26 protein-coding genes and 1 pseudogene are annotated in these 24,022 nt (G+C 64.9%); 15 read left to right on the plus strand and 12 right to left on the minus strand.

All coding sequences use genetic code 11. The annotated features are described in order from the left end of the window. Positions 1-3: 3 nt before the first annotated feature. Genes SK1NUM_RS14170 through SK1NUM_RS14215 form a run of 10 tightly spaced genes read left to right on the plus strand, consistent with a single transcriptional unit; the run spans position 4 to position 9,033 of the window. Entirely contained in the window at positions 4-567 is a 564-nt protein-coding gene (locus SK1NUM_RS14170; protein WP_212323470.1) for a diol dehydratase small subunit, read from the plus strand. Between the two features lie 33 nt (positions 568-600). Then, a complete protein-coding gene (locus tag SK1NUM_RS14175; protein WP_280526531.1) occupies positions 601-2,415 on the plus strand; it encodes a diol dehydratase reactivase subunit alpha in 1,815 nt (604 codons plus the stop codon). Continuing rightward, complete coding sequence (locus SK1NUM_RS14180) at positions 2,412-2,777, plus strand: glycerol dehydratase reactivase beta/small subunit family protein (RefSeq protein ID WP_212323472.1); 366 nt, start codon at positions 2,412-2,414, stop codon at positions 2,775-2,777. Before SK1NUM_RS14175 ends, SK1NUM_RS14180 begins: the two co-directional genes overlap by 4 nt. Beyond that, complete coding sequence (locus tag SK1NUM_RS15565) at positions 2,777-3,610, plus strand: BMC domain-containing protein (protein ID WP_212323474.1); 834 nt, start codon at positions 2,777-2,779, stop codon at positions 3,608-3,610. The genes SK1NUM_RS14180 and SK1NUM_RS15565 overlap by 1 nt, the downstream gene beginning before the upstream one ends. Then, on the plus strand, positions 3,607-3,876 hold the full coding sequence (eutM, locus tag SK1NUM_RS14190; protein ID WP_212323476.1) for an ethanolamine utilization microcompartment protein EutM: 270 nt from the start codon (positions 3,607-3,609) through the stop codon (positions 3,874-3,876). Before SK1NUM_RS15565 ends, eutM begins: the two co-directional genes overlap by 4 nt. Then, the gene (gene eutJ / locus SK1NUM_RS14195) at positions 3,873-4,700 is read left to right on the plus strand and encodes an ethanolamine utilization protein EutJ (protein WP_212323478.1); all 828 of its coding nucleotides are present in this window, start codon (positions 3,873-3,875) and stop codon (positions 4,698-4,700) included. Before eutM ends, eutJ begins: the two co-directional genes overlap by 4 nt. Continuing rightward, entirely contained in the window at positions 4,697-5,557 is an 861-nt protein-coding gene (locus SK1NUM_RS14200) for a flavoprotein (protein ID WP_212323479.1), read from the plus strand. The genes eutJ and SK1NUM_RS14200 overlap by 4 nt, the downstream gene beginning before the upstream one ends. 20 nt (positions 5,558-5,577) lie before the next feature. Then, positions 5,578-6,597 (plus strand): cob(I)yrinic acid a,c-diamide adenosyltransferase, encoded by a 1,020-nt coding sequence (locus SK1NUM_RS14205; RefSeq protein ID WP_212323480.1) that lies wholly within the window; start codon positions 5,578-5,580, stop codon positions 6,595-6,597. Positions 6,598-6,600: 3 nt separating this feature from the next. Further along, positions 6,601-8,046 carry an aldehyde dehydrogenase family protein gene (locus tag SK1NUM_RS14210; protein ID WP_212323481.1) on the plus strand — a complete coding sequence of 482 codons (1,446 nt, stop codon included), beginning with the start codon at positions 6,601-6,603 and terminating at the stop codon, positions 8,044-8,046. 3 nt (positions 8,047-8,049) lie between these two features. Next, positions 8,050-9,033, plus strand: a complete 984-nt coding sequence (locus SK1NUM_RS14215) for a malate dehydrogenase (RefSeq protein ID WP_212323482.1) — start codon at positions 8,050-8,052, stop codon at positions 9,031-9,033. Positions 9,034-9,238: 205 nt separating this feature from the next. Here SK1NUM_RS14215 and SK1NUM_RS14220 read toward each other — a convergent pair whose 3' ends face one another. The 3 genes from SK1NUM_RS14220 to SK1NUM_RS14230 form a co-directional block, all read right to left on the minus strand. Beyond that, on the minus strand, positions 9,239-9,556 hold the full coding sequence (locus SK1NUM_RS14220) for a type II toxin-antitoxin system PemK/MazF family toxin (protein ID WP_212323483.1): 318 nt from the start codon (positions 9,554-9,556) through the stop codon (positions 9,239-9,241). Positions 9,557-9,558: 2 nt separating this feature from the next. Then, entirely contained in the window at positions 9,559-9,807 is a 249-nt protein-coding gene (locus SK1NUM_RS14225; RefSeq protein ID WP_212323489.1) for a hypothetical protein, read from the minus strand. Positions 9,808-9,904: 97 nt separating this feature from the next. After that, the gene (locus tag SK1NUM_RS14230) at positions 9,905-10,438 is read right to left on the minus strand and encodes an HXXEE domain-containing protein (protein ID WP_212323491.1); all 534 of its coding nucleotides are present in this window, start codon (positions 10,436-10,438) and stop codon (positions 9,905-9,907) included. A gap of 70 nt (positions 10,439-10,508) precedes the next feature. Between SK1NUM_RS14230 and SK1NUM_RS14235 the strand changes: the two genes are divergently transcribed. After that, complete coding sequence (locus SK1NUM_RS14235) at positions 10,509-11,312, plus strand: TetR/AcrR family transcriptional regulator (protein WP_212323492.1); 804 nt, start codon at positions 10,509-10,511, stop codon at positions 11,310-11,312. An 88-nt stretch (positions 11,313-11,400) separates the two neighbouring features. On the opposite strand, the gene SK1NUM_RS14240 is transcribed toward SK1NUM_RS14235, so the two are convergent. The 4 genes and pseudogenes from SK1NUM_RS14240 to SK1NUM_RS15540 form a co-directional block, all read right to left on the minus strand. Further along, positions 11,401-12,657 carry a hypothetical protein gene (locus tag SK1NUM_RS14240; RefSeq protein WP_212323494.1) on the minus strand — a complete coding sequence of 419 codons (1,257 nt, stop codon included), beginning with the start codon at positions 12,655-12,657 and terminating at the stop codon, positions 11,401-11,403. Continuing rightward, on the minus strand, positions 12,650-12,988 hold the full coding sequence (locus SK1NUM_RS14245) for a transposase (protein ID WP_212323495.1): 339 nt from the start codon (positions 12,986-12,988) through the stop codon (positions 12,650-12,652). The genes SK1NUM_RS14240 and SK1NUM_RS14245 overlap by 8 nt, the downstream gene beginning before the upstream one ends. Positions 12,989-13,041: 53 nt before the next feature. Then, positions 13,042-13,818: pseudogene (locus SK1NUM_RS14250) on the minus strand (IS3 family transposase); the annotation flags it as partial. Positions 13,819-14,084: 266 nt separating this feature from the next. Beyond that, positions 14,085-14,216, minus strand: coding sequence for a transposase (locus tag SK1NUM_RS15540; protein ID WP_212323498.1), 132 nt, complete (start codon positions 14,214-14,216; stop codon positions 14,085-14,087). 185 nt (positions 14,217-14,401) lie between these two features. Here SK1NUM_RS15540 and SK1NUM_RS14260 point away from each other — a divergent pair, with 185 nt between their 5' ends. Then, positions 14,402-15,418 carry a DUF6177 family protein gene (locus SK1NUM_RS14260; protein ID WP_212323500.1) on the plus strand — a complete coding sequence of 339 codons (1,017 nt, stop codon included), beginning with the start codon at positions 14,402-14,404 and terminating at the stop codon, positions 15,416-15,418. Between the two features lie 4 nt (positions 15,419-15,422). Here SK1NUM_RS14260 and SK1NUM_RS14265 read toward each other — a convergent pair whose 3' ends face one another. Beyond that, entirely contained in the window at positions 15,423-16,967 is a 1,545-nt protein-coding gene (locus tag SK1NUM_RS14265) for a MinD/ParA family ATP-binding protein (protein WP_212323502.1), read from the minus strand. A gap of 424 nt (positions 16,968-17,391) precedes the next feature. Here SK1NUM_RS14265 and SK1NUM_RS14270 point away from each other — a divergent pair, with 424 nt between their 5' ends. Continuing rightward, a complete protein-coding gene (locus SK1NUM_RS14270; RefSeq protein ID WP_212323504.1) occupies positions 17,392-18,315 on the plus strand; it encodes a Sir2 family NAD-dependent protein deacetylase in 924 nt (307 codons plus the stop codon). A gap of 1 nt (position 18,316) precedes the next feature. On the opposite strand, the gene SK1NUM_RS14275 is transcribed toward SK1NUM_RS14270, so the two are convergent. The 3 genes from SK1NUM_RS14275 to SK1NUM_RS14285 all read right to left on the minus strand — a co-directional run bounded on the left by SK1NUM_RS14275 (position 18,317) and on the right by SK1NUM_RS14285 (position 21,240). After that, positions 18,317-18,793, minus strand: a complete 477-nt coding sequence (locus SK1NUM_RS14275; RefSeq protein ID WP_212323506.1) for an aminoacyl-tRNA deacylase — start codon at positions 18,791-18,793, stop codon at positions 18,317-18,319. A gap of 90 nt (positions 18,794-18,883) precedes the next feature. Next, entirely contained in the window at positions 18,884-19,078 is a 195-nt protein-coding gene (locus SK1NUM_RS14280) for a hypothetical protein (protein WP_212323508.1), read from the minus strand. Beyond that, a complete protein-coding gene (locus SK1NUM_RS14285; protein ID WP_223928024.1) occupies positions 19,069-21,240 on the minus strand; it encodes an Ig-like domain-containing protein in 2,172 nt (723 codons plus the stop codon). Before SK1NUM_RS14285 ends, SK1NUM_RS14280 begins: the two co-directional genes overlap by 10 nt. Before the next feature lie 450 nt (positions 21,241-21,690). On the opposite strand from SK1NUM_RS14285, the gene SK1NUM_RS14290 reads away from it, so the two are divergent. Continuing rightward, positions 21,691-21,942: a hypothetical protein gene (locus SK1NUM_RS14290; protein ID WP_212323512.1), complete on the plus strand. Its 252-nt coding sequence runs from the start codon at positions 21,691-21,693 to the stop codon at positions 21,940-21,942. Continuing rightward, the gene (locus SK1NUM_RS15545) at positions 21,939-22,277 is read left to right on the plus strand and encodes a type II toxin-antitoxin system PemK/MazF family toxin (protein ID WP_212323514.1); all 339 of its coding nucleotides are present in this window, start codon (positions 21,939-21,941) and stop codon (positions 22,275-22,277) included. Before SK1NUM_RS14290 ends, SK1NUM_RS15545 begins: the two co-directional genes overlap by 4 nt. Positions 22,278-22,658: 381 nt before the next feature. Here SK1NUM_RS15545 and SK1NUM_RS14300 read toward each other — a convergent pair whose 3' ends face one another. Then, entirely contained in the window at positions 22,659-23,618 is a 960-nt protein-coding gene (locus SK1NUM_RS14300) for a variant leucine-rich repeat-containing protein (RefSeq protein ID WP_212323521.1), read from the minus strand. Between the last annotated feature and the right edge of the window lie 404 nt (positions 23,619-24,022).

A 24,022-nucleotide genomic window follows, 5' to 3' on the forward strand; every position in this document is an offset into this window, starting at 1 on the left:
ACCATGGATCAGGAACAAGTAATCCGGCAGGTCATGGCGGAGGTCATGAAGTCCCTCGGGAACGCCTCCGTGACCTTCGAAAAGAAGTCCCCCGCCGCACCGGCCCCGGCGGCCGCGCCGTCGCAGGCTCCCCAGAGCCCTGCCGCGGGCGGCAGGCAGATCGGCCGCGACGAGTACCCGCTCGCGGAGAAGCACCCGGAGCTGGTGAAGACCAACACGGGCAGGCAGCTGACCGACCTCACCTTCGACAAAGTGAAGTCGGGCGACCTGAGCCCCCTGGACTTCCGCATCTCCTCGGAGACCCTGGAGCTCCAGGCCCAGGTGGCCGACGCCGCGGGTCGTGAGACCCTGGCCCGGAACTTCCGTCGCGCCGCCGAGCTGGTGGCCGTGCCGGACGCCCGGCTGCTGGAGATCTACAACGCCCTGCGGCCCTACCGCTCCACGAAGCAGGAGCTGTACGACATCGCAGCCGAGCTGGAGGGGACCTACGGCGCTAAGGTGAGCGCAGGTTTCGTCCGTGAGGCCGCCGACGTCTACGAGGCTCGTGGACGGCTGCGCGAGGACTGAGCAGGTACGAAGCAGGTAACAGGTAAGGGGACGATGGTGAAGCTGATCGCTGGGATCGACATCGGCAACGCGACCACCGAGGTGGCGCTGGCCGAGGTCGGCCCTGCCCCGGAGCAGGTGCGTTTCCTGTCCAGCGCCATCGTCCCCACCACCGGCATCAAGGGAACCAGCGCCAACATCCGTGGCCTGTTCCAGTCCCTCACCAACGCCCTGGGCGCGGCGGGACGCCGCATCGAGGACCTCGACTCCATCCGCATCAACGAGGCCGCCCCCGTGATCGGCGACGTCGCGATGGAGACCATCACCGAGACGATCATCACCGAGTCCACGATGATCGGACACAACCCCTCCACCCCCGGTGGTCTCGGCATCGGGGTGGGGACCACCATAGACATTGACTCGCTGCCCGCCGCCCCCGCCGGGCAGCCCTACATCGTCGTCGCGCCGAAGAGCCACCCCTACGACAAGGTGGCGGCCGAGCTCAACGCCGTCTCCGGCCGCCTGGAGATCACCGGCGCGATCCTGCAGGCCGACGACGGCGTGCTGGTGCACAACCGGCTGAGCCGCAAGATCCCCATCGTCGACGAGGTCCGCCTGATCGAGAAGGTGCCGCTCGGAATGCTGGCCGCCATCGAGGTGGCAGAAGTCGGACGTATTGTCGAGACCCTGTCCAACCCGTTCGGGATCGCGACCCTCTTCGACCTCGACCCCGACGACACCCGGTCCGTGGTGCCGCTGGCGCGGTCGCTGGTCGGCAACCGGTCCGCCGTCGTGATCAAGACACCAAAGGGCGACGTGCAGGAGCGCCGCATCCCCGCGGGGCGGCTGACCTTCCACGGCTCCAATACGCTCGACGTGGACGTCGACCTGGGGGCCGCCGAGATCATGGGCGTCGCCTCCCGCATCCGGGAGCTCAGCGACATCACGGGCGAGCCGGGCACCAACGTCGGCGGCATGATGGAGAAGGTGCGCGTCACGATGGGGCAGCTGACTGCCCAGCATCCCCGCGACATCCGCATCACCGACCTGCTCGCCGTCGACACCCAGGTGCCGCAGCAGGTCGCGGGCGGCATCGCCAACGAGTTCTCCATGGAGGCGGCCGTCGGGATCGCCGTCATGGTCAAGACCGACCGGCTCCAGATGGAGCGGATCGCCTCCGAGCTGGCCACTGAGATCGGCGTGCCCGTCGAGGTGGGGGGCGTGGAGGCCGACATGGCGATCCGCGGGGCGCTGACCACGCCCGGCACCGCCGCCCCGATCGCGATCCTCGACATGGGGGCCGGCTCCACCGACGCCTCCGTGATGCGCCCCGACGGCACCGGCACGTCGATCCACCTGGCCGGCGCCGGGAACATGGTGACGCTGATGATCCAGTCGGAGCTGGGCCTGGAGTCGTTCGACGCCGCCGAGGACATCAAACGCTATCCCCTGGCGAAGGTGGAGTCGGTGTTCAACATCCGCCACGAGGACGGCACGGTGCAGTTCTTCGAGGATCCGCTGCCGGGACACGTCTACGCCCGCACCGTGGTGCTCAAGCCCGACGGCATGGTCCCGCTCGACCTCGACCTGCCGGTCGAGACCATCCGTCAGGTCCGGGTCCGCGCGAAGGAGCAGGTCTTCGTGACCAACGCGGTCCGGGCCCTGAAGCGGGTCTCCCCCACCTCGGAGGTCCGTGGCATCGACTTCGTGGTGCTCGTCGGCGGTTCCGCCCTCGACTTCGAGATCCCGCAGCTGGTCACCAGAGCCCTGGCGGACTACCGGGTGGTGGCCGGGCGCGCCAACATCCGCGGCGTGGAGGGTCCCCGCAACGCCGTCGCCACCGGACTGGTGCTGGGAGGCGCGTCGTGAATCCCGTCGCGAGTCCTGAGCGTCCCACCATCAACATCGCCGTCCACGAGGGCATCGGCGATGGGCAGCTCACCCAGGTGCTCCTCGGCATGGAGGAGGAGGGTGTGCCGAGCCGCGTCGAGCGCCTGTCCGAGATGAATCCCCTGGTCCTGGCACACCGGGCCGCGACCTCGTCGCGGCTTGGGATCGGGCTGGGAATCGCCCTCGACTACGTGGTGATCACCACCGAGAAACTCCCTAAGGAGCGCCCCTACCTGGCGCATTTCCTGGGGCGCAGCGAGCAGGCGGACCGGATCATCGGGTCCAACGCCGCCCGCCTGGTGAAAAGACTTCCCCTCCGGGAACCTGAAAGGAGCCAGTGATGCAAGCACTGGGGAGCATTGAAGTAGTCGGCCTCGTCGCTGGCATCGAGGCCGCCGACGTCGCCTGCAAGACCGCCGACATCTCCCTCATCGGCTACGAGCTGACCAAGGGTGGCGGTTACGTCACCGTCAAGGTGGAGGGCCAGGTGGGAGCTGTGAACGCAGCCATCGACGCCGCTGAGGCAGCCGCGGCGAAGGTGAGCCGGGTCGTCAGCAAGCTGGTGATTCCCAGGCCCCACCCGGAGCTGGAGCAGATCGTCTTCTCGGCCACCACCGTCGGCTGCACCCCGCCCGCACCTGACGCGCCTGCCGCCAAGCGGCGGCCGTCGGCGAAGACCAAGCCCGGGTCCGTCCCGGAGCCTGAGGAGCCGGCGGTGACGGAGGCGCTGGCGGACGAGGCGCTGGAGGACGCCCTGACAGAGCCGGAGCCCACCCTGGTTCTCGACGAGGACCAGGAGCCGACCGTCGAGCTGGAGAGCACGCCAGAGCCGGACAAGAAACCGGAGAGGAAACAGCCGTCCCGTTCCGCGGCGGCCACGGCCTCGTCCGGACCCGCCAAGACGCAGCGACAGGTGACCCCGCCCGCCAGGGATAAGGAGCAGAAGCAGGTCACGGCCTCGGCCACGCCCGACCCGAAGGCCATCACGAAACCCGGGGAGAAGCCACAGCTGGCGCCGACGCCGCCCGAGCCGGACCAGCCCACGTCCCCTGAACCGGGCCAGAAGCCGCGTTCTACCCCGAAGGCCAGCCAGCCGAGGGGCACGGACGCCAAGAAACCCGGGGAGAGGAAACCCGCTCCCCGGACATCGAACAGGAGAAGGAAGCAATCATGAACGCTCTCGGAATGATCGAGACCAAGGGTCTCGTCGGTTCCATCGAGGCCGCTGACGCCATGGTCAAGGCCGCCAACGTGACCCTGATCGGCAAGGAGCAGATCGGCTCCGGTCTGGTCACCGTGATGGTCCGCGGTGACGTCGGCGCGGTGAAGGCCGCCGTCGACGCCGGCGCAGCCGCCGCCGCGAGGGTCGGCGAGCTGGTCTCCCAGCACGTCATCCCGCGTCCCCACAACGACGTCGAGAAGATCCTGCCGCACGCATGAGCACCAATCCCCAGGCCAGGCTCGCCCAGTTCGCACAGCTCGTGCGGACTGGGAGGGTGGCGCACAAGAACGCCAAACGCAGCGGGCTGCGGCTGGCTGTCGACCTGGGCACGGCCAACATCGTGCTCGCGGTGGTCGACGGCAGCAACCGTCCCGTCGCGGGCGGCCTGCGGCGGGCGAACGTGGTGCGTGACGGCGTCGTCGTCGACTGGTTTGGGGCGGTCACCAACGTCCGGGAGATCCTGGAGGAGATCCAGCCCACACTGGACCACACCTTCGACGAGGCCGCCGTCACCATCCCGCCGGGCATCAGCGAGGGCACCGTGAAGGTGTTCACCAATGTGCTCGACGCTTGCGAGCTGACGCCGGCCGAGGTGGTCGACGAGCCGGTGGCCGCGGCCCGGGCCCTCGGTGTCACCGATGGCACCATCATCGACGTCGGCCACGGCACCACCGGGGTGTCGCGGCTGCGCGACGGGGTCGTCGACTTCTCCATCGACGAGGCTACCGGTGGCCACCACATGACGCTGGTGCTCTCGGGTGCGCTGGGCATCGAGTACGACGACGCCGAGGCGTACAAGTGCAACCCGGTCAATGTCCGCACGACGTTCCCGATCGTGCGTCCGACCCTGGAGAAGATGGCCACCATCGCAGCCCAGGCGCTCGGTGGCACCGATCCCGGCCAGGTGTATCTGGTCGGTGGTTCCGCTTCCCTGCCGGATGCGCCTAAGGTGTTTGAGCAGGTGCTCGGAGTCGAGGTCCACCGGCCCGAGGAGCCCCTGTTCCCAACCCCCTTGGGTGCGGCCATGAGGAGTGTCCGATGAATGAAACGCAGCTACGTGAGCTGGTGACCCGGATCGTGCGCGAGATGTTCGCCGAGGCGGAGCAACAGCAGCCGGCTCCGGCCGTCGGCGAATCCGACAAGCCCAATGCGCTGGTGCTGTTCTCGGGGGCGCTGCTCGGCTTCGACGCGGCCCTGGAGGCGCTCGGACGGCTCAAGGAGCACGTCAACCTCGACTGGCGGCAGACCGACTCGGCGTCACGCATCCTGGACCAGGCGCGCATCGAGGAGCTGGGCATGACGCCGGCGGCGGAGTCGCTGGTGCAGGCCCACGACCTGCTGATCGTGCCGACTCTCACGGCGAACCTGGCGGCGAAGGTCGCGCACGGCATCGGCGACTGCCTGGCCAGCAATGTGATGGCGGAGTTCATCATGCTGGACAAGCCGGTGGTCGTCTCCGAGGTCGGGGTCTGCCCGGATGCCCCGGAGAAGCAGGAGTGGTTCCCGGCCATGCCGTCGGGTTACCAGGAGATGCTGCGGGGCAACCTGGATGCGCTGCGGTCGTTCGGGGTGCACCTGACGCGGCCCGAGTCCCTGGACAGCGCCGTCGGCGCGGCCCTGGACCCGTCGCAGAAGCTCGCCGAGGCACCGGTGAGCCCGCCCCGCCGGGCCACCAACATTCCCCCTGAGCCGGCGGCCAATACGGGCGTCATTGACTGCGACAAGCGGCTCCTGACGGAGTCCGACGTCATGGGCATCCCGGACGGCGCCACCGTCAGGTTGCGGCCGCGCGCCCTGGTGACGGCCCTGGCCCGCGACAGGGCACGCAAGCACCGGATCACCCTGGTCGACCCGTCACTCCCCCAGCTGGCACCGCCGCCGGTATCGCCGACGGCATAGAGTTTGAAGGCTTACAACACATGCCAAACGTTTACACGCGCACCGGCGACAAGGGCGACACGGGGCTGTTCGGTGGCTCCCGGGTCGCCAAGCAGAGCATGCGCGTCGAGGCCTACGGCACCGTCGATGAGGCGAATGCCGCGCTCGGCCAGGCGAAGGCGCAGCTCCCCCCTGGGGAGTGGCGGCGCCGCGTCCATGACGTGCAGCAGCGGCTGTTCGTGCTGGCCGCCGAGCTGGCCAGCGACGCCGAGGGCGCCGAGATCCTGGCGGGCAAGGTCGATGCTGACGACGTGGTCGACCTGGAGCACCTGATCGACGACTGCCTGGCGGTCACCGGGCCGCAGCGCGAGTTCGTAGTCCCGGGGCGCGACCGCCGCTCCGGCGCCTTCCACACGGCTCGCACCATCGTGCGCCGCGCAGAGCGGCGCGTCCTGACCCTGGCTGAGGCGGAGCCCGTGAGGCCAGAGGTCATCAAATATTTAAACCGCCTCTCCGACGCCGTCTATGCGCTGTCGAGGCTGACTGAGACCTGGCGTGATGAAGAGGTGGAACAAATCGTGCGTGATGTCGTCACCCGCTCCCTGAGCGGGCAGGAGGCCCCGGCGGCGCTGCCGTCGCCCAGCACCGAGGAGTTCGGGCTGGCGTCGGCGAAGCGGCTGGCGGAGTGCGCGGAGGCGCATGCGGCACGGCTGGGGGTCGCGGTCGTGGTGACGACCGTGGACTCCGGCGGGAACCTGATGCTGCTGCACCGGATGCCCGGTGCGCTGCTGGCCGCCACCGAGGTGGGCATCAACAAGGCGTGGAGCGCCGTCGCCTTCAAGGCCCCGACCGAGTCCCTCGGCCCCCTGGCCAGGGAGGACGGCGCCTTCCCGGGCCTGGCCGACACCAACTCCGGGCGGGTGGTCCTGTTCGGGGGCGGCAGGCCCGTTTTTGTGAACCAGAGACTGGTCGGAGGCCTTGGGGTCTCCGGCGGCTCCTCTGAGGAAGATATTGAGATTGCTACCTGCGCGCTGCAGGACTGGAACAACAATGGGAGATAGTCAATGAAGATCGATTCAGACAAGCTAGAGGCCACCATCCGCGAGGTCCTCGCGGCGATGGTCCCCAACCAGTCCGCGGCGTCCTCCCCCGCGCCTGCCGCATGCCCGGTGCCGGCCCCGGCCCAGGACGAGCCGACCGGCGACGGCGTGTTCGCGGACATGGACTCGGCGGTGGAGGCCGCCTACCGCGCCCAGCGCGAGTACATGACGCACACGATGGCGGACCGGCGCCGCTACGTCGCCGCAATCCGCGAGGCGATGCTGGCGCCCGAGGCCCTCGACTACATGTCGGAGCAGGCCGTGGCGCAGTCGGGGATGGGTGATGCCGGCCACAAGTACCTGAAGAACAAGGTGGCAGCCGCCGAGACGCCGGGCGTGGAGGATCTCCTCACGGAGGCGTGGTCGGGTGATGACGGCCTGACCACCGTCGAGTACTCGCCCTACGGCGTGATCGGGGCCATCACCCCCACCACCAACCCCACCGAGACCATCACCTGCAATTCCATCGGGATGCTGGCGGCCGGCAACTCGGTGGTGTTCAGCCCGCACCCGCGCGTCGCACGGCTGTCGTGCTGGCAGGTCCGTCGCATCAACCGGGCGCTGCGCGAGGCCGGGGCGCCCGACAACCTGGTGGTGACGGTGACGGCGCCGTCGCTGGAGAACACCAACGCGATGATGGCCCATCCCCGCATCAACATGCTGGTCGCCACGGGCGGCCCGGGCATCGTCAAGGCGGTGCTGAGCTCCGGGAAGAAAGCCATCGGCGCCGGTGCGGGCAACCCGCCCGCCGTGGTCGACGAGAGCGCCGACATCGAGCATGCCGCCCGGTGCATCGTCGACGGCGCGACCTTCGACAACAACCTGCCCTGCACCGCGGAGAAGGAGATCATCGCGGTCGACTCCATCGCGGACATGCTGAAGTTCTGCATGCTGAAGAACGGCGCCTACGAGGCGACGGGCGCGGAGATCACGGCACTGGAGAACCTCCTGGTGGCGAACGGCAAGCCCCGCACCGAGTGGGTGGGCAAGCCGGCCGCGAAGATCCTGGAGGCGATCGGCGTCACCCCGCCGGCTGGGGTGCGGCTGATCGTGTGCGAGGCCTCCGCCGACCACCCGTTCGTAGTGCATGAGCTGATGATGCCGGTGATCGGCCTGGTCCGGGTGCCGGACGTGGACGCCGCCATCGACCTGGCCGTCGAGCTGGAGCACGGCAACCGTCACACCGCGGTCATGCACAGCCTGAACGTCAACAAGCTGACGAAGATGGGCAAGCTGATCCAGACCACGATCTTCGTGAAGAACGGGCCATCGTTCAACGGCCTCGGCATCGGTGGCGAGGGCTACCCGACGTTCACCATCGCCGGGCCCACCGGTGAGGGCCTCACGTCGGCGCGCAGCTTCACCCGGAGGCGCCGCTGCGTGCTCGTCGGCGACCTGAACGTCCGCTGAGCGATGACCAAGCGGATAGCTGTCACGGGAGCGGCCGGGCAGATCGGCTACGCGCTGGTCTACCGGCTGGCTTCCGGCGACCTGCTGGGCGACGAGCCCGTCGAGTTGCGGCTGCTGGAGGTGCCCGCCGCGGTGCGGGCCCTCGATGGGGTGGCGATGGAACTCCTCGACTGCGCGTTCCCGCAGTTGAAGGGCATTGAGGTCACCTCCGATCCTCGGGTGGCGTTCGACAACGCGAATGTCGCGATGCTGGTCGGCGCCTCGCCGCGCAAGGCGGGGATGGAGCGCGCCGACCTGCTGGAGGCCAACGCCGCCATCTTCGCCGAGCAGGGCCGGGCTCTGGCCTCGTCGGCTGCCCCTAACGTCCGGGTGGTGGTGACGGGCAACCCGGCCAATACGAACGCATTGATCACTTCGCGGCATGCCGACGGGATCCCGGCGGAGCGGTTCACGGCGCTGACCCGCCTAGATCACAACCGGGCCCGGGCGCAGCTGGCGGCGAAGGCCCGTCGCCCGGTCGCGGATGTGACGCACGTGACGATCTGGGGCAATCACTCGGCGACGCAGTACGCGGACGCCTTCAATGCGCAGATCTGCGGCAGGCCGGCGGCGGAGTGGATCGCGGACGACGCCTGGATCGCCTTCGACTTCCTACCCACCGTCGCTAGGCGAGGAGCCGCGGTGATCATGGCCCGGGGCAAGTCGAGCGCGGCGTCGGCGGCGAACGCCACCATCGCCCACGTCCGCGACTGGCTGCTCGGCACACCCCAGGACGACTGGACGTCGATGGCGGTCGTCAGCGACGGCTCCTACGGCGTCCCGGCGGGCCTGGTCTCGTCGTTCCCGGTCCGCTGCGCCGGCGGGGACTGGCAGATCGTCCAGGGCCTGCCGCTGAACGCCTTCGCCAAGACCCGCTTCGACGCCTCCGTCGACGAGCTGAGGTCGGAGGCGGAGGAGGTCCGGTCGATGGGCCTGCTGCCCCGCTAAGGGTCGCGGTCGCCGCACCCACCGCACACTCACGCCCCGGTTTGCTGGCCTTATCGCTGTTTGCTGGCCTCACAGCACAGGCAAACGTGAACAAGGCCAGCAAACCAGCAACAGGGCCAGCATGTTATCGCCTTAAACCTGAGCTGGGGCCTGTCGATTTGTTGCTATTGCCCCGCCCACTGGACTCTCGGCGACCCCGGCTGGGTCAGTTCTCAAGGAGGGTGGTGATGACGCGGACCACGTCCGTGACGTCGTATCCCGCACGATCGGTGCGGGTGATGCGCGCGATCGAGACCGTCCGGGGTTGCTCGCCAATGGCGTAAGAATTCTCGGCGAGTTTCACCCGGGTCGCCCACGGCCGGTGTGCGCTGGTCATCGGAACAACGATCACCAAACCCATGCGTTGCGCCAAACGCTCATCCGACAGCACCAGGTGCGGGCGGTGACCACGCTGCTCATGCCCTTGGGTCGGATCCATCGACAACCACACCACGTCGCCGCGACCAGGCACCGCAGTTGCCATCGTCACGCTTCCTCAGCTGCGAGAGCGCGGTCCTCAGCGCTGTACCCCTCGTCCAGCGCATCGCCGTCGCTGGAGACCGCCGCAGCATAGGAATGCGGGGTGACGTCCTCAAACGACGCCCAGAACCGACGGCGCTCATATTCGTCCAGCAGCATGCGCAGATACGCGTCGATGGTCTTCGACTCGTTGGCAGCACCGGCCTTGATGCGGGCACGCGTCTCTTCCCTGACAGCAATAGTCGTACGACTCATGCATATAAAAGTATCAGACTACACAATCAGACACTGAGGCAGCCTTTGATGAAGGCCGCAGTCCCCCAGGAGCGCCGCACTGAGGACCCACGCGTGGTCATCGCTTGTCATCGCGCTTCCTCAGGTGCGCCGACACCACAGCACCCATCACGTGCGACAACACCAGCCACCCGCCCAGGACCCCCGCAGCTCGCAGCGGATGCATCGTCCGGGGGACGCCGGCCCGGCGCAGGGCGCGGAGAGCGTAGATCAGCTGGGGAATCACAACCAAGGGCGACGTGGCCGACCCGGTGGTGTATCTCCTAGCCGCCGCAGCCGCCAGGAGATGCCCAAACCCATGAAGCCCGAAACCCCATTGGAAGTCCTGGTAAAGCCGCCCCCGGCCGCGGGTCCGGATGCCGTTGGCCACCGCTGCCACGCACAGCCCTCCCATCATCGCGATACCGACGTTCACATGCCGCTGGTCGAGGTCCCGGGGAAGCGGGAGCCGGAGCCATGACGGCAGCGCATCGAGGGTCTTCTGAAACGTGGGGGCCATCGTGAGCAGTTCCTCCCCATCGTTGGCGAGGAAGGACGCCGCCAGCGAGAGCGGGACGAGCCACCGTTCCCGGTCATCAAGCCTGCCGTCCATGACACAACCTCCTCTGCGCGTGCTATTACGCTACTATCAGTAGCGTAATATTTCCAGCAGGAGGGAACCGATGCCACCAAGAGAAACCACCGGCAGGGATGGCGAGACGGGCGATGCCCAGGCATCGTCCCGGCGAGGCAACCGAAGGCGTCGTGGCCCGCACGACGACAATCAACGTGGCGGGAGTGGCACGTGGACATCCCCCGTCAGCCGGCCCCGTCCGACGGGATCCTCGCGGGGACGCCCCCGTAACCCGGACGCCGAGGGACGCATCATGCAGGCCGTCTTGGCCCTGCTCACGCAGAAGGGCTATTCGGGTCTGCGCATTGACGACGTCGCCCGCCTGTCCGGGGTGGCCAAGACGACGATCTACCGGCGCTGGTCGTCGCTGGCCCACCTGGTCGTCGACACCATGGCACAGAGCATCGGGGACCGGAGTTTCACCCCCACCCACGATCCGGTGGCCGACCTCCGCCGGATCTGCGCGATGCTGGCTGAGTCGGTCAGCGCCGGGGCGAACTCTTGGCTGGCCGCCGCGCTGGACATCCACCGGCAGCCCGACGAGGAGCTGCGCGCCCGCTACCGGGAACGTATCATCGACCCACCGCGACGGCTGCTCACCGACACCCTCACCCGAGTGCGGGACGCAGGCCTCCTGAACGTGACGACCGCCCCCGAAGACCTAGCCGACCTGCTCATCGGCGGAGCCATATACCGCCTCGCAATCCTCCACACTCCCCTGGGTACCGCACAGATCAGCACCATCCTTGACGGGATCGTCACCAACGGCACTAACGACCGACCGCGCCATCACCATAACCCGGCCAAGAGCACTCAACAGCGAACCAGCCCTAAAGACGCCAGCGCGCACTGAAGGCTAGTAGCCTAATAGGCAAAAGAGCGGATGTGCAGAGAAAATTATACGTCAAACACTCGGCACATCCGCCCCCCGAACAGGCTAGCTAGCCGAAGACCTTCTTGACAAGCTTCTTACCTCCATTGTAGATCCCCTCCGAAGCGTCCCCAATTCGGTCGCCGACGTTCTTACCGTCTCCAGTAGGAATCATCGTGGCTGCACCAACCACTGAGCCGATAGCAAAACCCGCAGCAGTACCAACTCCAGGAACAAAAGAACAGGCTGCTGCAGTTACAGCTGCCGTTGTCCCGATCTGCCCAGCCGTCCGGACGAATGCGCTCTCATTAGCCTTCCACTCAGTCTGCTCAGTAGTAAGGCCTGGCTGATTTTCGTATCGCGTCTTGGCAGAATCATATTCACTCTTATAATTGAGCAGAACACCTGCCGCAAACAAGCCACGACCCAACGTTCTTCCGACCGCAGAGACACCAATCTTCGTACTAGAAAAACGCTCATCTGTTACTTTCATTACTCCGTCAAAAGTTTCCGAAGACAAAAATTTCCACTCAGTCCACACACCCCGAGAAGGACCAACGAAAGAAGACTTAAACCTTGATCCAAATCTACCCCAAAAACCTTGTGGCTCGGGTCCAACGCGATGCTTATTGAAAATATCTAAAAAGTACTTAGAAGATCCTCTCGTTACGGCCGAATCAAGTTTGACAGAGCGCTCACCAATCTGAAAAATCTGTCGAGTATAGTAGCGGGTCTTAACTACCTTTATACCCTCAGCAGCAATCTCAGCGGCAGCCATAATCCTACCTCGGACATATTTAAGAAGAGGACTGAGAGGATCGCCTTGAGTTCCATCCTCTTGGATCGCATTTAAGCTATTCACACAGGTATCAACAGCGCTCTGGTATCGCTGAGCCAGATTATCGACCCTCCTTTGCAGGTCCAGTCCTTCGCTGTCTACATCGGGGTATGCTTCATTATCTGTAACAGGTTTACAGATAGGCTCAGTTCCATCACTATTGTTCGTCCACGCTTCGGGCGTTGCGTTGTGCGCCTCTACCTCAGCCAACAGCGAAGTACGTTCAGTTTCCAACGCACTAGCGGTGGAAGTGAAGGTGGTAATGGCCGTTTTAATAGTTTCGGTTCCGGTTCCGACGTCCTGGGAGGCGGTCACAGGGACATCAAGTGCGGAATAAAGCAGATCCTCATGTGGCGTGTGGTAGCACGAACTCAAACCATCCCAGCTAGACTTGGCATTACTGACAGCAGTCTTAAAGTTTGATCCATGTGCTTTGAGATTACCCGCTTCGCTTTCAAGCGTACCGGAGTCATAGCCCTCATTATTCAAAGTCTTTGTTGATTCGGTAGGGAAATTTGTTTTTGGTGATGAATTCTTCGAAGGCTTGGCGGGTGTGGTTGAAAGTGTCGCGTTGCTCGTTTGAGATGTTGTTTTTGGCTTCGGCCCAGACGTGTTCGATGGGGTTGTGGTCGGGGGCGTAGGCGGGCATGTTGATGAGGTGTATGTTTTCGAGTGTGTTGCCGGGGCCTAGGAGTTTGCGGAGTTCTTGACTGCGATGAAATGAGGCGTTATCCCACACGATTGTGATGTGCTTGCCCGGGTATTGCTTAGTGAGGTGAGTGAGAGCGTCGATGATGAGGTCACTTTTTTGGTGTGACAATCGGTGGAGTGGAGTGCTATGGGTTTTGTGGACACTGTTGAAAAATAGGATTTCTAGGCTGCTTTCTGGTGTTGGCTCCATTCTTGGTGGACGTGGTTGGGGGTTCGGTACCCTAACGCCGAGTGAAGTCGTTTCTGATTGTAACGTAACTCGATCCAGGCTGTCACATCCTTTATAGCATGTTTCCGTGTTGGGTAGATCTTCCGGTTCACTACCTCCTTCTTGCAGGTGGCATTAAATGATTCCGCTGCGGCATTGTCGTAACACGACCCAGTTCTACCTACCGAGGCACGGATACCATATGTGTTCATGATTTCCGCGTAATCAGCTGAGGTGTATTGCGAACCACGATCCGAATGGAAGACAGTCTCGCCCACGATAGGGGGTTGATTTCTGACTGCCATGTGTAAAGCATCGGTAATAAGTTGGGTGCGCATATTCCCGGCGATCGCGTAACTGATGATCTTTTTCGAGTAGCAATCCATGACGGTTGCTAGATAAGTGAATCCTTCCCAGGTGGGGATGTAGGTGATATCGCCTACCCATTTTTGCCCTGGTTTGTTGGCGGTAAAATTCCTTTTCACCAGATCCGGGCGGTGGTGAAGATCCTGGGCTGGGATGGTGGTGCGGGCCCGTTTCCGGGGCTGACAGGCCACCAGGCCGGCCTGGTGCATGAGCTGACGCACCAGCTCTGGGCTCGCGTGGATTCCCCGTTCGGCCAGGGCTGCGTGGATACGTCGATACCCGTACGTTTGGTCAGACTCGTGGAAGAAATGCGTAATCAAAATAGTGAGTTCTTCCCGGCGTTTCTGCGTCTCGGATAAACCCTGATTCCGCCACCTTGTGGTAGCCGGAACGAGATACTCTGGCCCAGCGGCACATCAGATACACAGGATAGCTGCCTTCCTCGCGGTGAATATAAACATATTTCGCTGCTACCGGGATTCCTGCGCGAAGAAGGCCGCCGCTTTATCTCTGAACTCGAACCCTCCGTCTTCGCTTCACCCAGCCTCGGCCTGCAAGCGCTTGTTCTCCGCCACCTGATCCGACGAGGCTTCTACCATACCTGAATCGGGATGCTGCTTCCGCCATATCCTCACCCAGCTGACCCACAGTTTGCCGGCTCCAGATTGTAGGACTTCGCCACTTCCGCTATCGGCCGAGACCCCTCAAGAACCTCCGCAACGATGTGTTCTTTAAACTCTTTACTGAATTTCGAAGCCGGCATGATACAGATTTTACCTCACATGTTCGAATAGACTCAGGTTTTTCGCCACTGTCCACGAAACGCCGGGCACTCCACTGGACGGAGCTGCACAGCCCGTCATCGATGCCGGAGACCGCCGAGCGTGTGGCCTACTCGCTCGCCACCGCGATGGGAGGATGGACGATTCCATTCTCAGGAGGACAGGAATGATGAAGGACGTCAGCGCGGACATCCTCACCGAGAAGACCCATCTGCTCATCCAGCCCCGCACCACCGTGGGACTCTCCCAGTGGCTGCTGTGCAACTACGCGCAGGCCTACCGTTCCGGCCGGGTCTTCGCCGTCGTGACCCGGGCCAACTCCGTACTCACCCTCGCCGCCGCGCGATTCATCACCAGCACCGGGTCATGCTGGATAGTCGACCATCCCGACGGCGCCTTTGACGGCTTCAGTGGGCTGCGGGCCAGCTGGGATGGCGTGTCATTCAAGCTTGGCGGAGGCATCCACCCCGCCTATTTTGAGGTCGCCGTAGGCGACGAACGGGCCCTCAGCATCAACGCCGAGATCCTCCACGGCTACCACGACAACCCGCAGCTCGGCCCTTTCTCACTGCAGATCCTGGCGGCAGCCGGATGCGCGCCACCGGTTCGCTTCGGAGCCATCGAGCCCCTCTACGAGGTTTTCTCCCCCACGATCGTCACCGAGCACGCACGCAGCTTCTCTCCCGAGGAGGCGATCGCCATCGTCTCCGGGGGTGACGGCGACGGTTTGATCATCTCCATCCCCGAGGCGATCGGCGTGACCGAACGGCTTGAGTTCTCAGGCCCATGCCCCCGGGACCTCACCCAGGCGTCCATCGACCACTTCCTGTATCACGCGCTCAGCGCCGGTGCCACCTATGCCCTGCTCGGCTACCGCCAGGGCCCCCAGGGCCGCATGGTCACGCCCCGCTATCGGCACGAGGTCATGCCACTGGCGCTGGCCGTCCCAGAGACCGCGATGCTCCACACCACCCTGGAGAACATCTTGTCGGAGGTGAGGCGACTCGGCGCAGATGAGGCGAGCATCATCGACTCCAGGCCGCGGGGCATAGGGATACGCTTCTTCCACGAGAATACGACGATCTCCGACCTGACCAGCCGGTATCACTCGGTGTTGCGGGCCATCCTGCCGCCGAAGGAGATCCAGGACATCAAACCCTGGTATCAGCGCGACGACGACTGAGTGGTTAGCGGTAGCCGTCGATGATGGCGGCGGCGACCTCAGCCCAGGCCTCCCGGGTGCGCTGATGGACCCGCTCCAAATCGATGCGGTCGCCGTCGGCGACGGTCGGGTCATTCGGCACCACGAACACCTGGCGGCTGTGACTCGCCAAATGCGTACGAACCATGTCCTTCTGCACCCGCGACGACACGTCGTCCTTGTCGGTGAGCACGACGATCGCCTCCTGCGCCAGCCTCTCATAGCCGTGCTGCGCCAGCCAGTCGAGGGTGCTGACAGCCCGCTTGGCCCCAGAGACCGCATAACCCGCCGAGATGACCACGCTATCGGCCCTTGAGAGAATCCCCCTCATAGCCTTCTGGGTGACGCCGGTGCCGCAGTCGGTGAGGATCACGGAGAAGAAGTGCCGCACCAGCTCGTGCGCTCGCGTATACCCCTCGGCGGTCAGGCTGTCCGACACCTTCGGGTCCTGCTCACCAGCCACAACATGCAGCCGGTCGACCTGCGTTATGTAGCCGGTGAGGTCGGTCCAGGTCCGCACCTTCGAGATGTCCCGCGCCAGATCCGTCAGGCAGCGCGGCTTGGCGCGCATCAGCTCGTCCTCGCCGAGCAGCCGCTCCGCCAGGTCGCCTGCGTCCGGGTCTGCGTCGATCGCGATGGGCGGGGCGCCGCGCAGCTGCGCGAGGATCAGCCCCACCCCCACCGTGGTTGAGGTCTTGCCGATCCCGCCCTTGAAGGACAGGAACACGGTGCTGTAGGGGCGCTCCAGCGGACGGGCGATCCGCGCGCCGCGCTCAGCGAGACGCACCTGCGTCTGGCTGGGCCCAAGATTCACCCGGCCCGCCGTCAACCGGTACATCGCCCCACGAACCCCGCCCTGGGGCACCGCCTTCGGCGGCCGCACGAACAGCGACGACGGTGGCGGTGGCTCCAGCTGGGCCGGCGGCGATGCCGCTGGAACGTTCACGTTCATCGAGATCGACCGCAAGGGCACGTCCGGCGGCACCGGCCGCGAGGGCGCCTTGTGCGTCGCTGCCCGCGGCGGCGGAGCCGACGGGACCGACGGCGGAGGCGCGTCCGGCGGCACCGGGGAGGTGGTGGCCTCCTGGGGTTCGGAGGCCCGCGCCCGCGCCGGGGACACCTGCTGGCGAGGTTCGGAGGCCTGTGGCTCTGGTTTCATGAGGGCCCGGGCGGGAGGTGGTTCGATGGCCTCGCGCTCAGGTTCCTCGACCATCGGCTGCGCGGGCGCGCGGCGCGGCCTCGGCGGGGTCCCGTTGGGTGGCGGGGGCTGGCTGTTGGACGGGGTCACGGATGCGGGCGATGCGGCGAGGGCCTGCCCGTTGGCGTCCACGGTGAACCAGGCCACCCGGCCGCCCTTGGTCTCGTCCACGCCGCGGGCCAGCACCGGACGCCCCGCTTGGCGCGCCACGGCCGCCAGGTGTTGGAACACTGACGAGTAGACGTTGGTCGGCACCACCATCTCGACTGGCACCCCGTTGACAGTCGCATCACTACTGCCCGCAATGGTGACGTTCCAGTAGGGTGACTTCACAGGTCTCCTTCCCGTCGAGAAAATTCCACCGAGCCTAAAATTGCCCGAACGTAACTAGGCTAACGCTTGCGAGAGTGCAGGCCAATCTGCTAGAGACAGCCTCCCGGAGCCCGCAAGCTGAGAAACCCTAAGGTACAACGACCCATACCGCCCAGCCCGGAGGCAGCCATCCCGGCCGTGCCGTGTCGGCCAGCCACCGGCGCTCAGCCGGGTCAGATCGCGTCGGCAATGTTGGCAGGACCTGACGGTGTCGCGTGCCGGAAGTTCATCATTCAGAAGTTCATTGAAGGAGGCGACCCTAGGGCGGATGCCACGCAAAGCAGTCAGGCAAAACGCCCAAGTCCTACCGTGCACCAGCGGACGACGCCAGGCACCGCCCCTGGGAGCGGGAAACACCCAGCGATATGACGACTAGGCTGGCGTGGTGACAAATCTGGGTGATGTCGGAGGCTGGTTCCGCACTGCGACCGGCGTCGCCACACCCGCCTGGGGCCCCGGGGAGGGCGGTTTCGGACGCGTCTCCCCTGACGCCGACCTGGCCGCCGCGCTCCACCTGTTCCGGGACCGCCCCACCGTCGTGCTCACCGGCGCCGGCATGTCCACCGGGTCCGGGCTGCCCGACTATCGCGGCCGCGACGCCGTGCCGCGCTCCCCCATGACCTTCCAGGAGTTCACCCGCAGCGACTTCAGCCGTCGCCGCTACTGGGCCCGGTCGACGGTGGGATGGAGCTGGTTCACCGCCGCCCGTCCTGGCATCGCTCACCTGGCGCTCGCCGAGCTCGGGCGTCTCACTCCGCTGACCGGCGTCATCACGCAGAACGTCGACGGCCTGCACCAGGCGGCCGGATCCGCCCCGGTCGTCGACCTGCACGGCAGCCTGGCCCGCGTCGTCTGCCTCGGATGCGGCGTCCTCTCCAGCCGCGCCGGCCTCCAGGATGAGCTCTTGGCGCTCAATCCCGGCATCACCGCCCGTCTCGGTGAGCTGTCCGAGCAGGCCCGCACCGCCCCCGACGGTGACGCCGAAGTCGAGATGGCCGACTTCACCTACCCCGCCTGCCCCCGGTGCGGCGGCATGCTCAAACCGGATGTCGTCTACTTCGGCGAGAGCGTGCGCCGTGACGTGCTGGACAGCGCCGTCGCCCTGTCCGAGGCCGCGGAGGTCCTCCTGGTGCTGGGATCGAGCCTGACGGTGATGAGCGGACTCAGGTTCGTCCGTCAGGCCGTGCGGCAGGGCAAGGATGTGATCATCGCGGGCGACGGCGTCACGCGCGGCGACGACCTCGCGACCCTGCGCATCCACGGACGGCTGGAGCAGGTCCTGCCCCGCTGGGTGGCCGCGCTGGCGTAGGTCAGCGCTGCGAGTCGTCGTCAGCGGTCAGATCGGCGACCGTGGCGTTAAGGGCTGCGATCATGTCGTCGGCCAGCAGATTCACCCCGACGCCGTGCGCGCCACCGCCCATGGAGATGCGCCTTCCGGCGATCGAAGCGTCGGCCAGCACCGGCCACGGACGGATCGCTCCGAAGGGAGTGATGGTGCCGCGTTCATACCCGGTGACCGCCTTGGCGATCTCGGCGTCGGGCATCGAGAGCCGGGAGGTGCGAAGAAGGGCCCGCAGCTTCGGCCAGGAGAACTCGCGGTCCCCGGGCACCAGGACGAACACGTAGTCGTCGCTGGCCCGGCGCACGACGATGGTCTTCACCAGGTCCCGCACCTCGATGCCGCGCACCGCCGCTGCCTCCACGACCGAGCTGACGGGCCCGTGCCTCACCACAGTGTGCGCGACGCCCAGTGCCCGGAGCTGGCGGAGCGCGGGAGTGTCATCCATGATCCCGAGTCTATGGCGGGCGGCGGCGTATGGCAGGAGACGCGAAGCGGCCCCGACTCTCAGGTATCGGGGCCGCTTCCCGGGTCTGGCTCAGCCGGTCAGGAACCGGTCCTGGGCAGACCCGGCTTCACCGGTGTGGGTGTAACCGGAGTCTGGGTGCCCGGGGTCGGGGCGACGGGGCCCAACGACCTCGGAGCCGGCGTGGAAGCCGGGACGTTCGCAGACGGCGCAACCGTGGGCGACGTGGTCGCCGACGGAGTCGGGCTGGGAGTGGGTTATGGGCAAATCGGCTGGTCTTTGGTGGCGGTGAAGGTCGCGGTCCTGCCGTCCAGCCGCTTCCAGCCTTCAGGGACGGGGCCGCCCAGCTGATACCCGTCCTCGACCGTCGCGGACATGGTCACCGTGACTTTCCCGTTCACGATCTCAACCTGCGGCTGGCTGTAGGTGAGCCCCGCGGTCTCAGCCGGCTTGACGACGGGGTCCGATGGCTGGGCCGCGCCCGGGGCGCACGTTCCGAGCTCGATGCCCGGCGAGACCGGCACCGCGCACTTGGTGCGGGGGACAGTCCTGACATAGGACACCGTCCCCTCAAGGGCCAGCCAGCCATCTGGCAGGTTCCCCTCGTCGATGTGGTACCCCGGCTTTGCCGTGGCGGTGACCACCACCGTCACCTCATCGCCGTTCACGGTGATGACGGGCTCGCTGTAGTCGATCTCGGCGGTGTCTTCCACGCCGGTGACGGTCGGCTGGCTGGGCGTGGTCGAGTCGGCGGGGCAGATCCCCGGGTTCACCACCGGGATCGCGAGGACGGCAGTCCTCTGGCACACCGGCTGCGTGATGGTGGTGGTGAAGGTGAAGGAGCCATCCCCGTTCGATACCCAGCCCTGCGGGAGGTTCTGGTCGTCGATCTGTTTGCCAGCGACCGGGGTGGCCTTGACCTTGATCGTCACCTGGCTCCCTGACGTGGTGATCTCCGGTTCGGTGTAGGTGATCCCGTCGGTCGGCCCGACCTCCACGGCGGGCTCCAGTGGCTCGGCGGCCCCAGGGGCGCAGACGCCGGGGGTCACCTGGACGGAAGCCAGCTTCGGGTTTACCGGGTTCACCTGATTGGTCAGGGTCACCTCCCTGGTCTTCAGGCCCTCGACGGCGACCTGGGCGCTGGTGGCGTTCGGGACGCCGTCGGTCACGCCATCGCCGGAGAAGGCGGGATCCCCGAAATCGACCCCGGTCACGGACGGCACGTTCTCGGTGAGAGTCACGACGGTGCCGTTGGGAATGTTGCTGAGGGTCTCCAGGGTCCCGTCACCCTTGACCGACAGCTCACCCTGGTGGGTGGTCCCGTTGTAGTCGTAGGACCAGGCCACCGGGTAGACGGTGTCGGAGGCGACGTCGCCGCCCGTGACGACTTTCTTCACCCCGATGTGGCCGACGGTGTCACCGGACCCGGTGCCGCCGCCCGAGGTCTCCTTCACAGCGGTGGCGGAGCGCACCTCGTTGTCCACAGTGGCTTGGTTGGTGTACCGGGAGCCCGCGAAGATCTTGCTGTCGCTGTCCACCAGCAGGTCGACGATGTAGATCCGGTCGGCCTCGAAGTTCTGACCCTTGTTGTCGATGACGACTTTGACCGTGTCGCCGTCGTTGTCGACGGTGACCTCAGACGACGGCGTGCTCGATGTGGTCAGGGCGTTGTAGCAGTCGGCGCTGCTGATTTCATTCCAGCATTTCGGGGTGCTGGGAACCCAGAAGACACTCGGGCTGTCCGCGGCCACGGTCAGGTCCACACCTGCCATCGCGAAATTGTCGGTGATGGTCATACTGGAGCGATCGGACACCTTCGACCCGGGGACCACGATGCGCCATTGAATTTTCTGATCGGCACCGGGAAACCAGCCGGACTTGTCGATTTCGGTGGGCACATAAGGCTTGTAGCCAATGCCGCTCTGCCCGTCAGGGAGGGGAACATCCACAGTCACGCCGTTGCGCAGGCCAAAGGTGAGTTTGTCGGCCTCGGTCAGTGCCCCCACCTGCGTCTTGACCCACAGCGAGCCGCCGACGTCGTTCTTGTTCTCGACGTTCTCATTCAAGGTGCAGACCACCTCGGACTTCGTCACCTGGCAGGTGCCGTAGGCGAGCGGGTCGCCCTCCTTCCCCTTCAGGTCGAAGCTGCCCTCAGAGCCTATGAGCTCCTTGGGCAAAGTAAGCATGAAGGTGTCTCCGGCTCTCCCGGTGCCGTTCGGGACGCGCCACGTGGCGTTGACCCGGACCGCGCTCCACATGTAGATGGCAGCCTCGTTCGCATCCATTTTCTCAAGATGGATACTGGACGACTGAATGCCGTTCACCTCGGTCGCCTTTGCCACAGAGGCGCCGGATACGAAACTAGTCAAAACAATCAACAATGCGACGAGGAGCGCCACCGGCCCACGCCCCCCAGAAAGCCTGATCATTTTCAACACTTCCCCTCCTTCGTCACGGCATTGTATGTCGCGATCTACTTTCCCGACGACTCGCGTTTCTGAAATTGTCGAAGGTCAGTATGATGCGATAAAAGAAATCACCTATCGGCCAATTGAGCACACAGAATCGGCATCTTTCGGCAAGACGGAAACCGATGGCCCTTCACCCGGGAACGCCCGCCCCTTCTGGAGAAGGCATCCGTGCAGCCAGGCGGTCGCAGCTGCCACAACACCTGCGAAAGAAAAGTGATCTCTGGAGTGATCGCCGCCAGGGTCTCGGGCAGCTCTCGTCTTTTAAGACGCAACTCGTAGCTCACCTGGAAGTTCATCCAAAACTCCCGGAAGTACCGCAGTAGCGCGCCACACGCGTCACGGTGCATGCGGCGGGGCAGCCTACGAGGCCCTAAACAGCAGTGCCAACCGGGAAGTATACTCTTGGGTATGACTGATATGGCAACTATCAAGGTGCCCCGAGCCTTGCGAGACCGGGTTCGTGACGCAGCTCGCGATGCAGACCTCACGCAGGGGCAGTTGATTGAGCAGATGCTTGTCCAGCGTGAGAAGGCCCTATTCTGGGAGAGGCTAGAGCAAGAAGCCCCAGACCAGGAGTATCTCGACGCGCTCGAAGAGACAGACACCGCTTTCACCTCGGATTCGGAAGAAGCGATTCAACGCTTCGAGGCAGACGAGTGAACCGCTTGCCGGAGCGCGGCGACGTCATTTGGGCGAGCATGGACCCTACGGTGGGTCGCGAACAGGCAAAACATCGGCCTTGGCTCGTGCTTTCGGAACGCGCGCTCCACAGAGCGCGCGGCCTTGTCATCGCCGTTCCACTCACGCATGCAGACAAAGGGTGGGTGACCCACGTGAACCTCGCACCGCTCAGCGATGAACCCACAATTGCCATGTGCGAGCAAGTAAAGTCGATGTCAACCTCCCGGATTACGCGTATTGACCCCACCCCTTATCCCAGGCACCTCGTGAACCAGGTTCACTCCGTTCTGACACTGCTAACCGAAGGTCGCTAGTGTCGCGTTTCAGGTGTGTCAGAGAAATGGTGTAAGTGACTACATCGCCCATAAAGGCAGGAGAAATCACGATGACCAAGATCACCACGAGAATCTAGCCGTGCGTGCTCTTCGCCCCGAGCGCCCTGGGGGACCCCCGTGACTTCCTCGCCACTGTGAGGTGAACCGCTGCCGCGCATTCAGCTGGGAAGTCATCTCGCTGGCGCAGCGTCAGGGCCACGCGATTCTGCGGGCCAGCCACAATATCTCAGAAATCGGTAAAGGACTCACGGGACAACGTGAAACCATGGCCTGTGGTGGCGTGCCAGCAGGTCATCCCGGTACTTTCAGAGGTACAGGCAAAAGCACCGGAAGCAGTCGATTGGCCATATTCCAACGTCATCAGATTATTTCCCATTCTGACGGCACTCCTGGGCCGCACTTGCCTACGACGCCGTCGAGCCCCACATACATATCGAAGCGCGGCCACCCACAGTCCTGATAGGAGAACTTCTGAATACCGCAGGAGACATATTCGCCCTGCAGATGACACATGATGTTCCCCGAGGGGCTAGCCACCATGTCATAGGAGAAGGCTCCCTGCGGCGCAGGCCGAGCTGGCGTGGCCATGACCTTGTGCAGCGTCGTATTTACTGCAGCGGTGGCCCCCAACCGCTCGGCCATCGTGGCGACCTGCATCACGTAGTTCCTACCGCAGGCCTGTTGCAAACGAACGATCTGCCGTTCCAGCTGGCCCTCCGCGTGAGCCGTGCCCCAGCCGCTACCATTGGAGTACTCCGATCCGTAAGCCACCAGCAGGCCGGCATCTTCCGCTGCGGCCGCACAGCCGCTGGCACCCAACGCGTCCAGGGTGACCGGTGGCGTTGTTCTCTGCGACGGGGCGGTGGGCTCAGTCGCCTGAGTTTGGGCCACCGTAGCCTCGGATTGCCCCGGCTGGACGGACGCATCCTGCATCGCAGCCCCCTGCCCAGCCCCCGGAGCGGTGGATTCTGCCCGCGGGGACTGCCCACCGTACAGGACAACGACCGTCACAGCCAGGAGCAGCACCAGCGTCACGGCCAGCGTGAGCACCACCAGCATGGGAAACCTCTTGCGCCGGCCCCGAGCCCCCTCATCCCCGGAGGAGGCCACCCCCCAAGTCGTCGGCGGGGAACCCACAGCCACGCTGGACCGCGCCTGCGTTCTTTCCAACAAATTCGCACGTAGTTCCTCGGGAGCCGCCGGATTCATCGCGATCACCGGACGGAGGTCCGGGCGGTCCAAGGCGAGACGCCACAGTTCTTTCTGGGAGGTCGCCGGATCGGCGGCGGCCCGCTTGTCATCGGGGGCGCAAGAATACACGGCGAGATAATACAGCATCCCCTGCCGCATGTTAACTCAACCTTAAAAACTACCATCGCATAACAAAAGATGATTATCGTATTTGAGAGTGTGATCTGAGTTTGAATGATCCAGCTTCAAGGAGGGAATGGGCGATGTAGTTGTAGCTCGCATTTAACAAAATCTAAATGTTTCCCTGATTTTCAGGCCCATGCAGCAGGGGTTTGGTGCACCCAAGACGGCAGGTTTTGTTTTAAGAGGGCTATATCACCACAAGGCCAGGGCGAGACCCTGGCCACCCAGGCTGCGGCACGAAGGTCTCCCCCTCATCTGCTTCTTGCCCCAGACTTCCGCCTGCGCCATGGAGACGGGGACTGTCCCTGCACGTTGGTAGCCTACGAAGAACACGTTGCAGATCTTGGAAC

This window comes from Arachnia rubra (assembly GCF_019973735.1).
Classification (GTDB): domain Bacteria; phylum Actinomycetota; class Actinomycetes; order Propionibacteriales; family Propionibacteriaceae; genus Arachnia; species Arachnia rubra.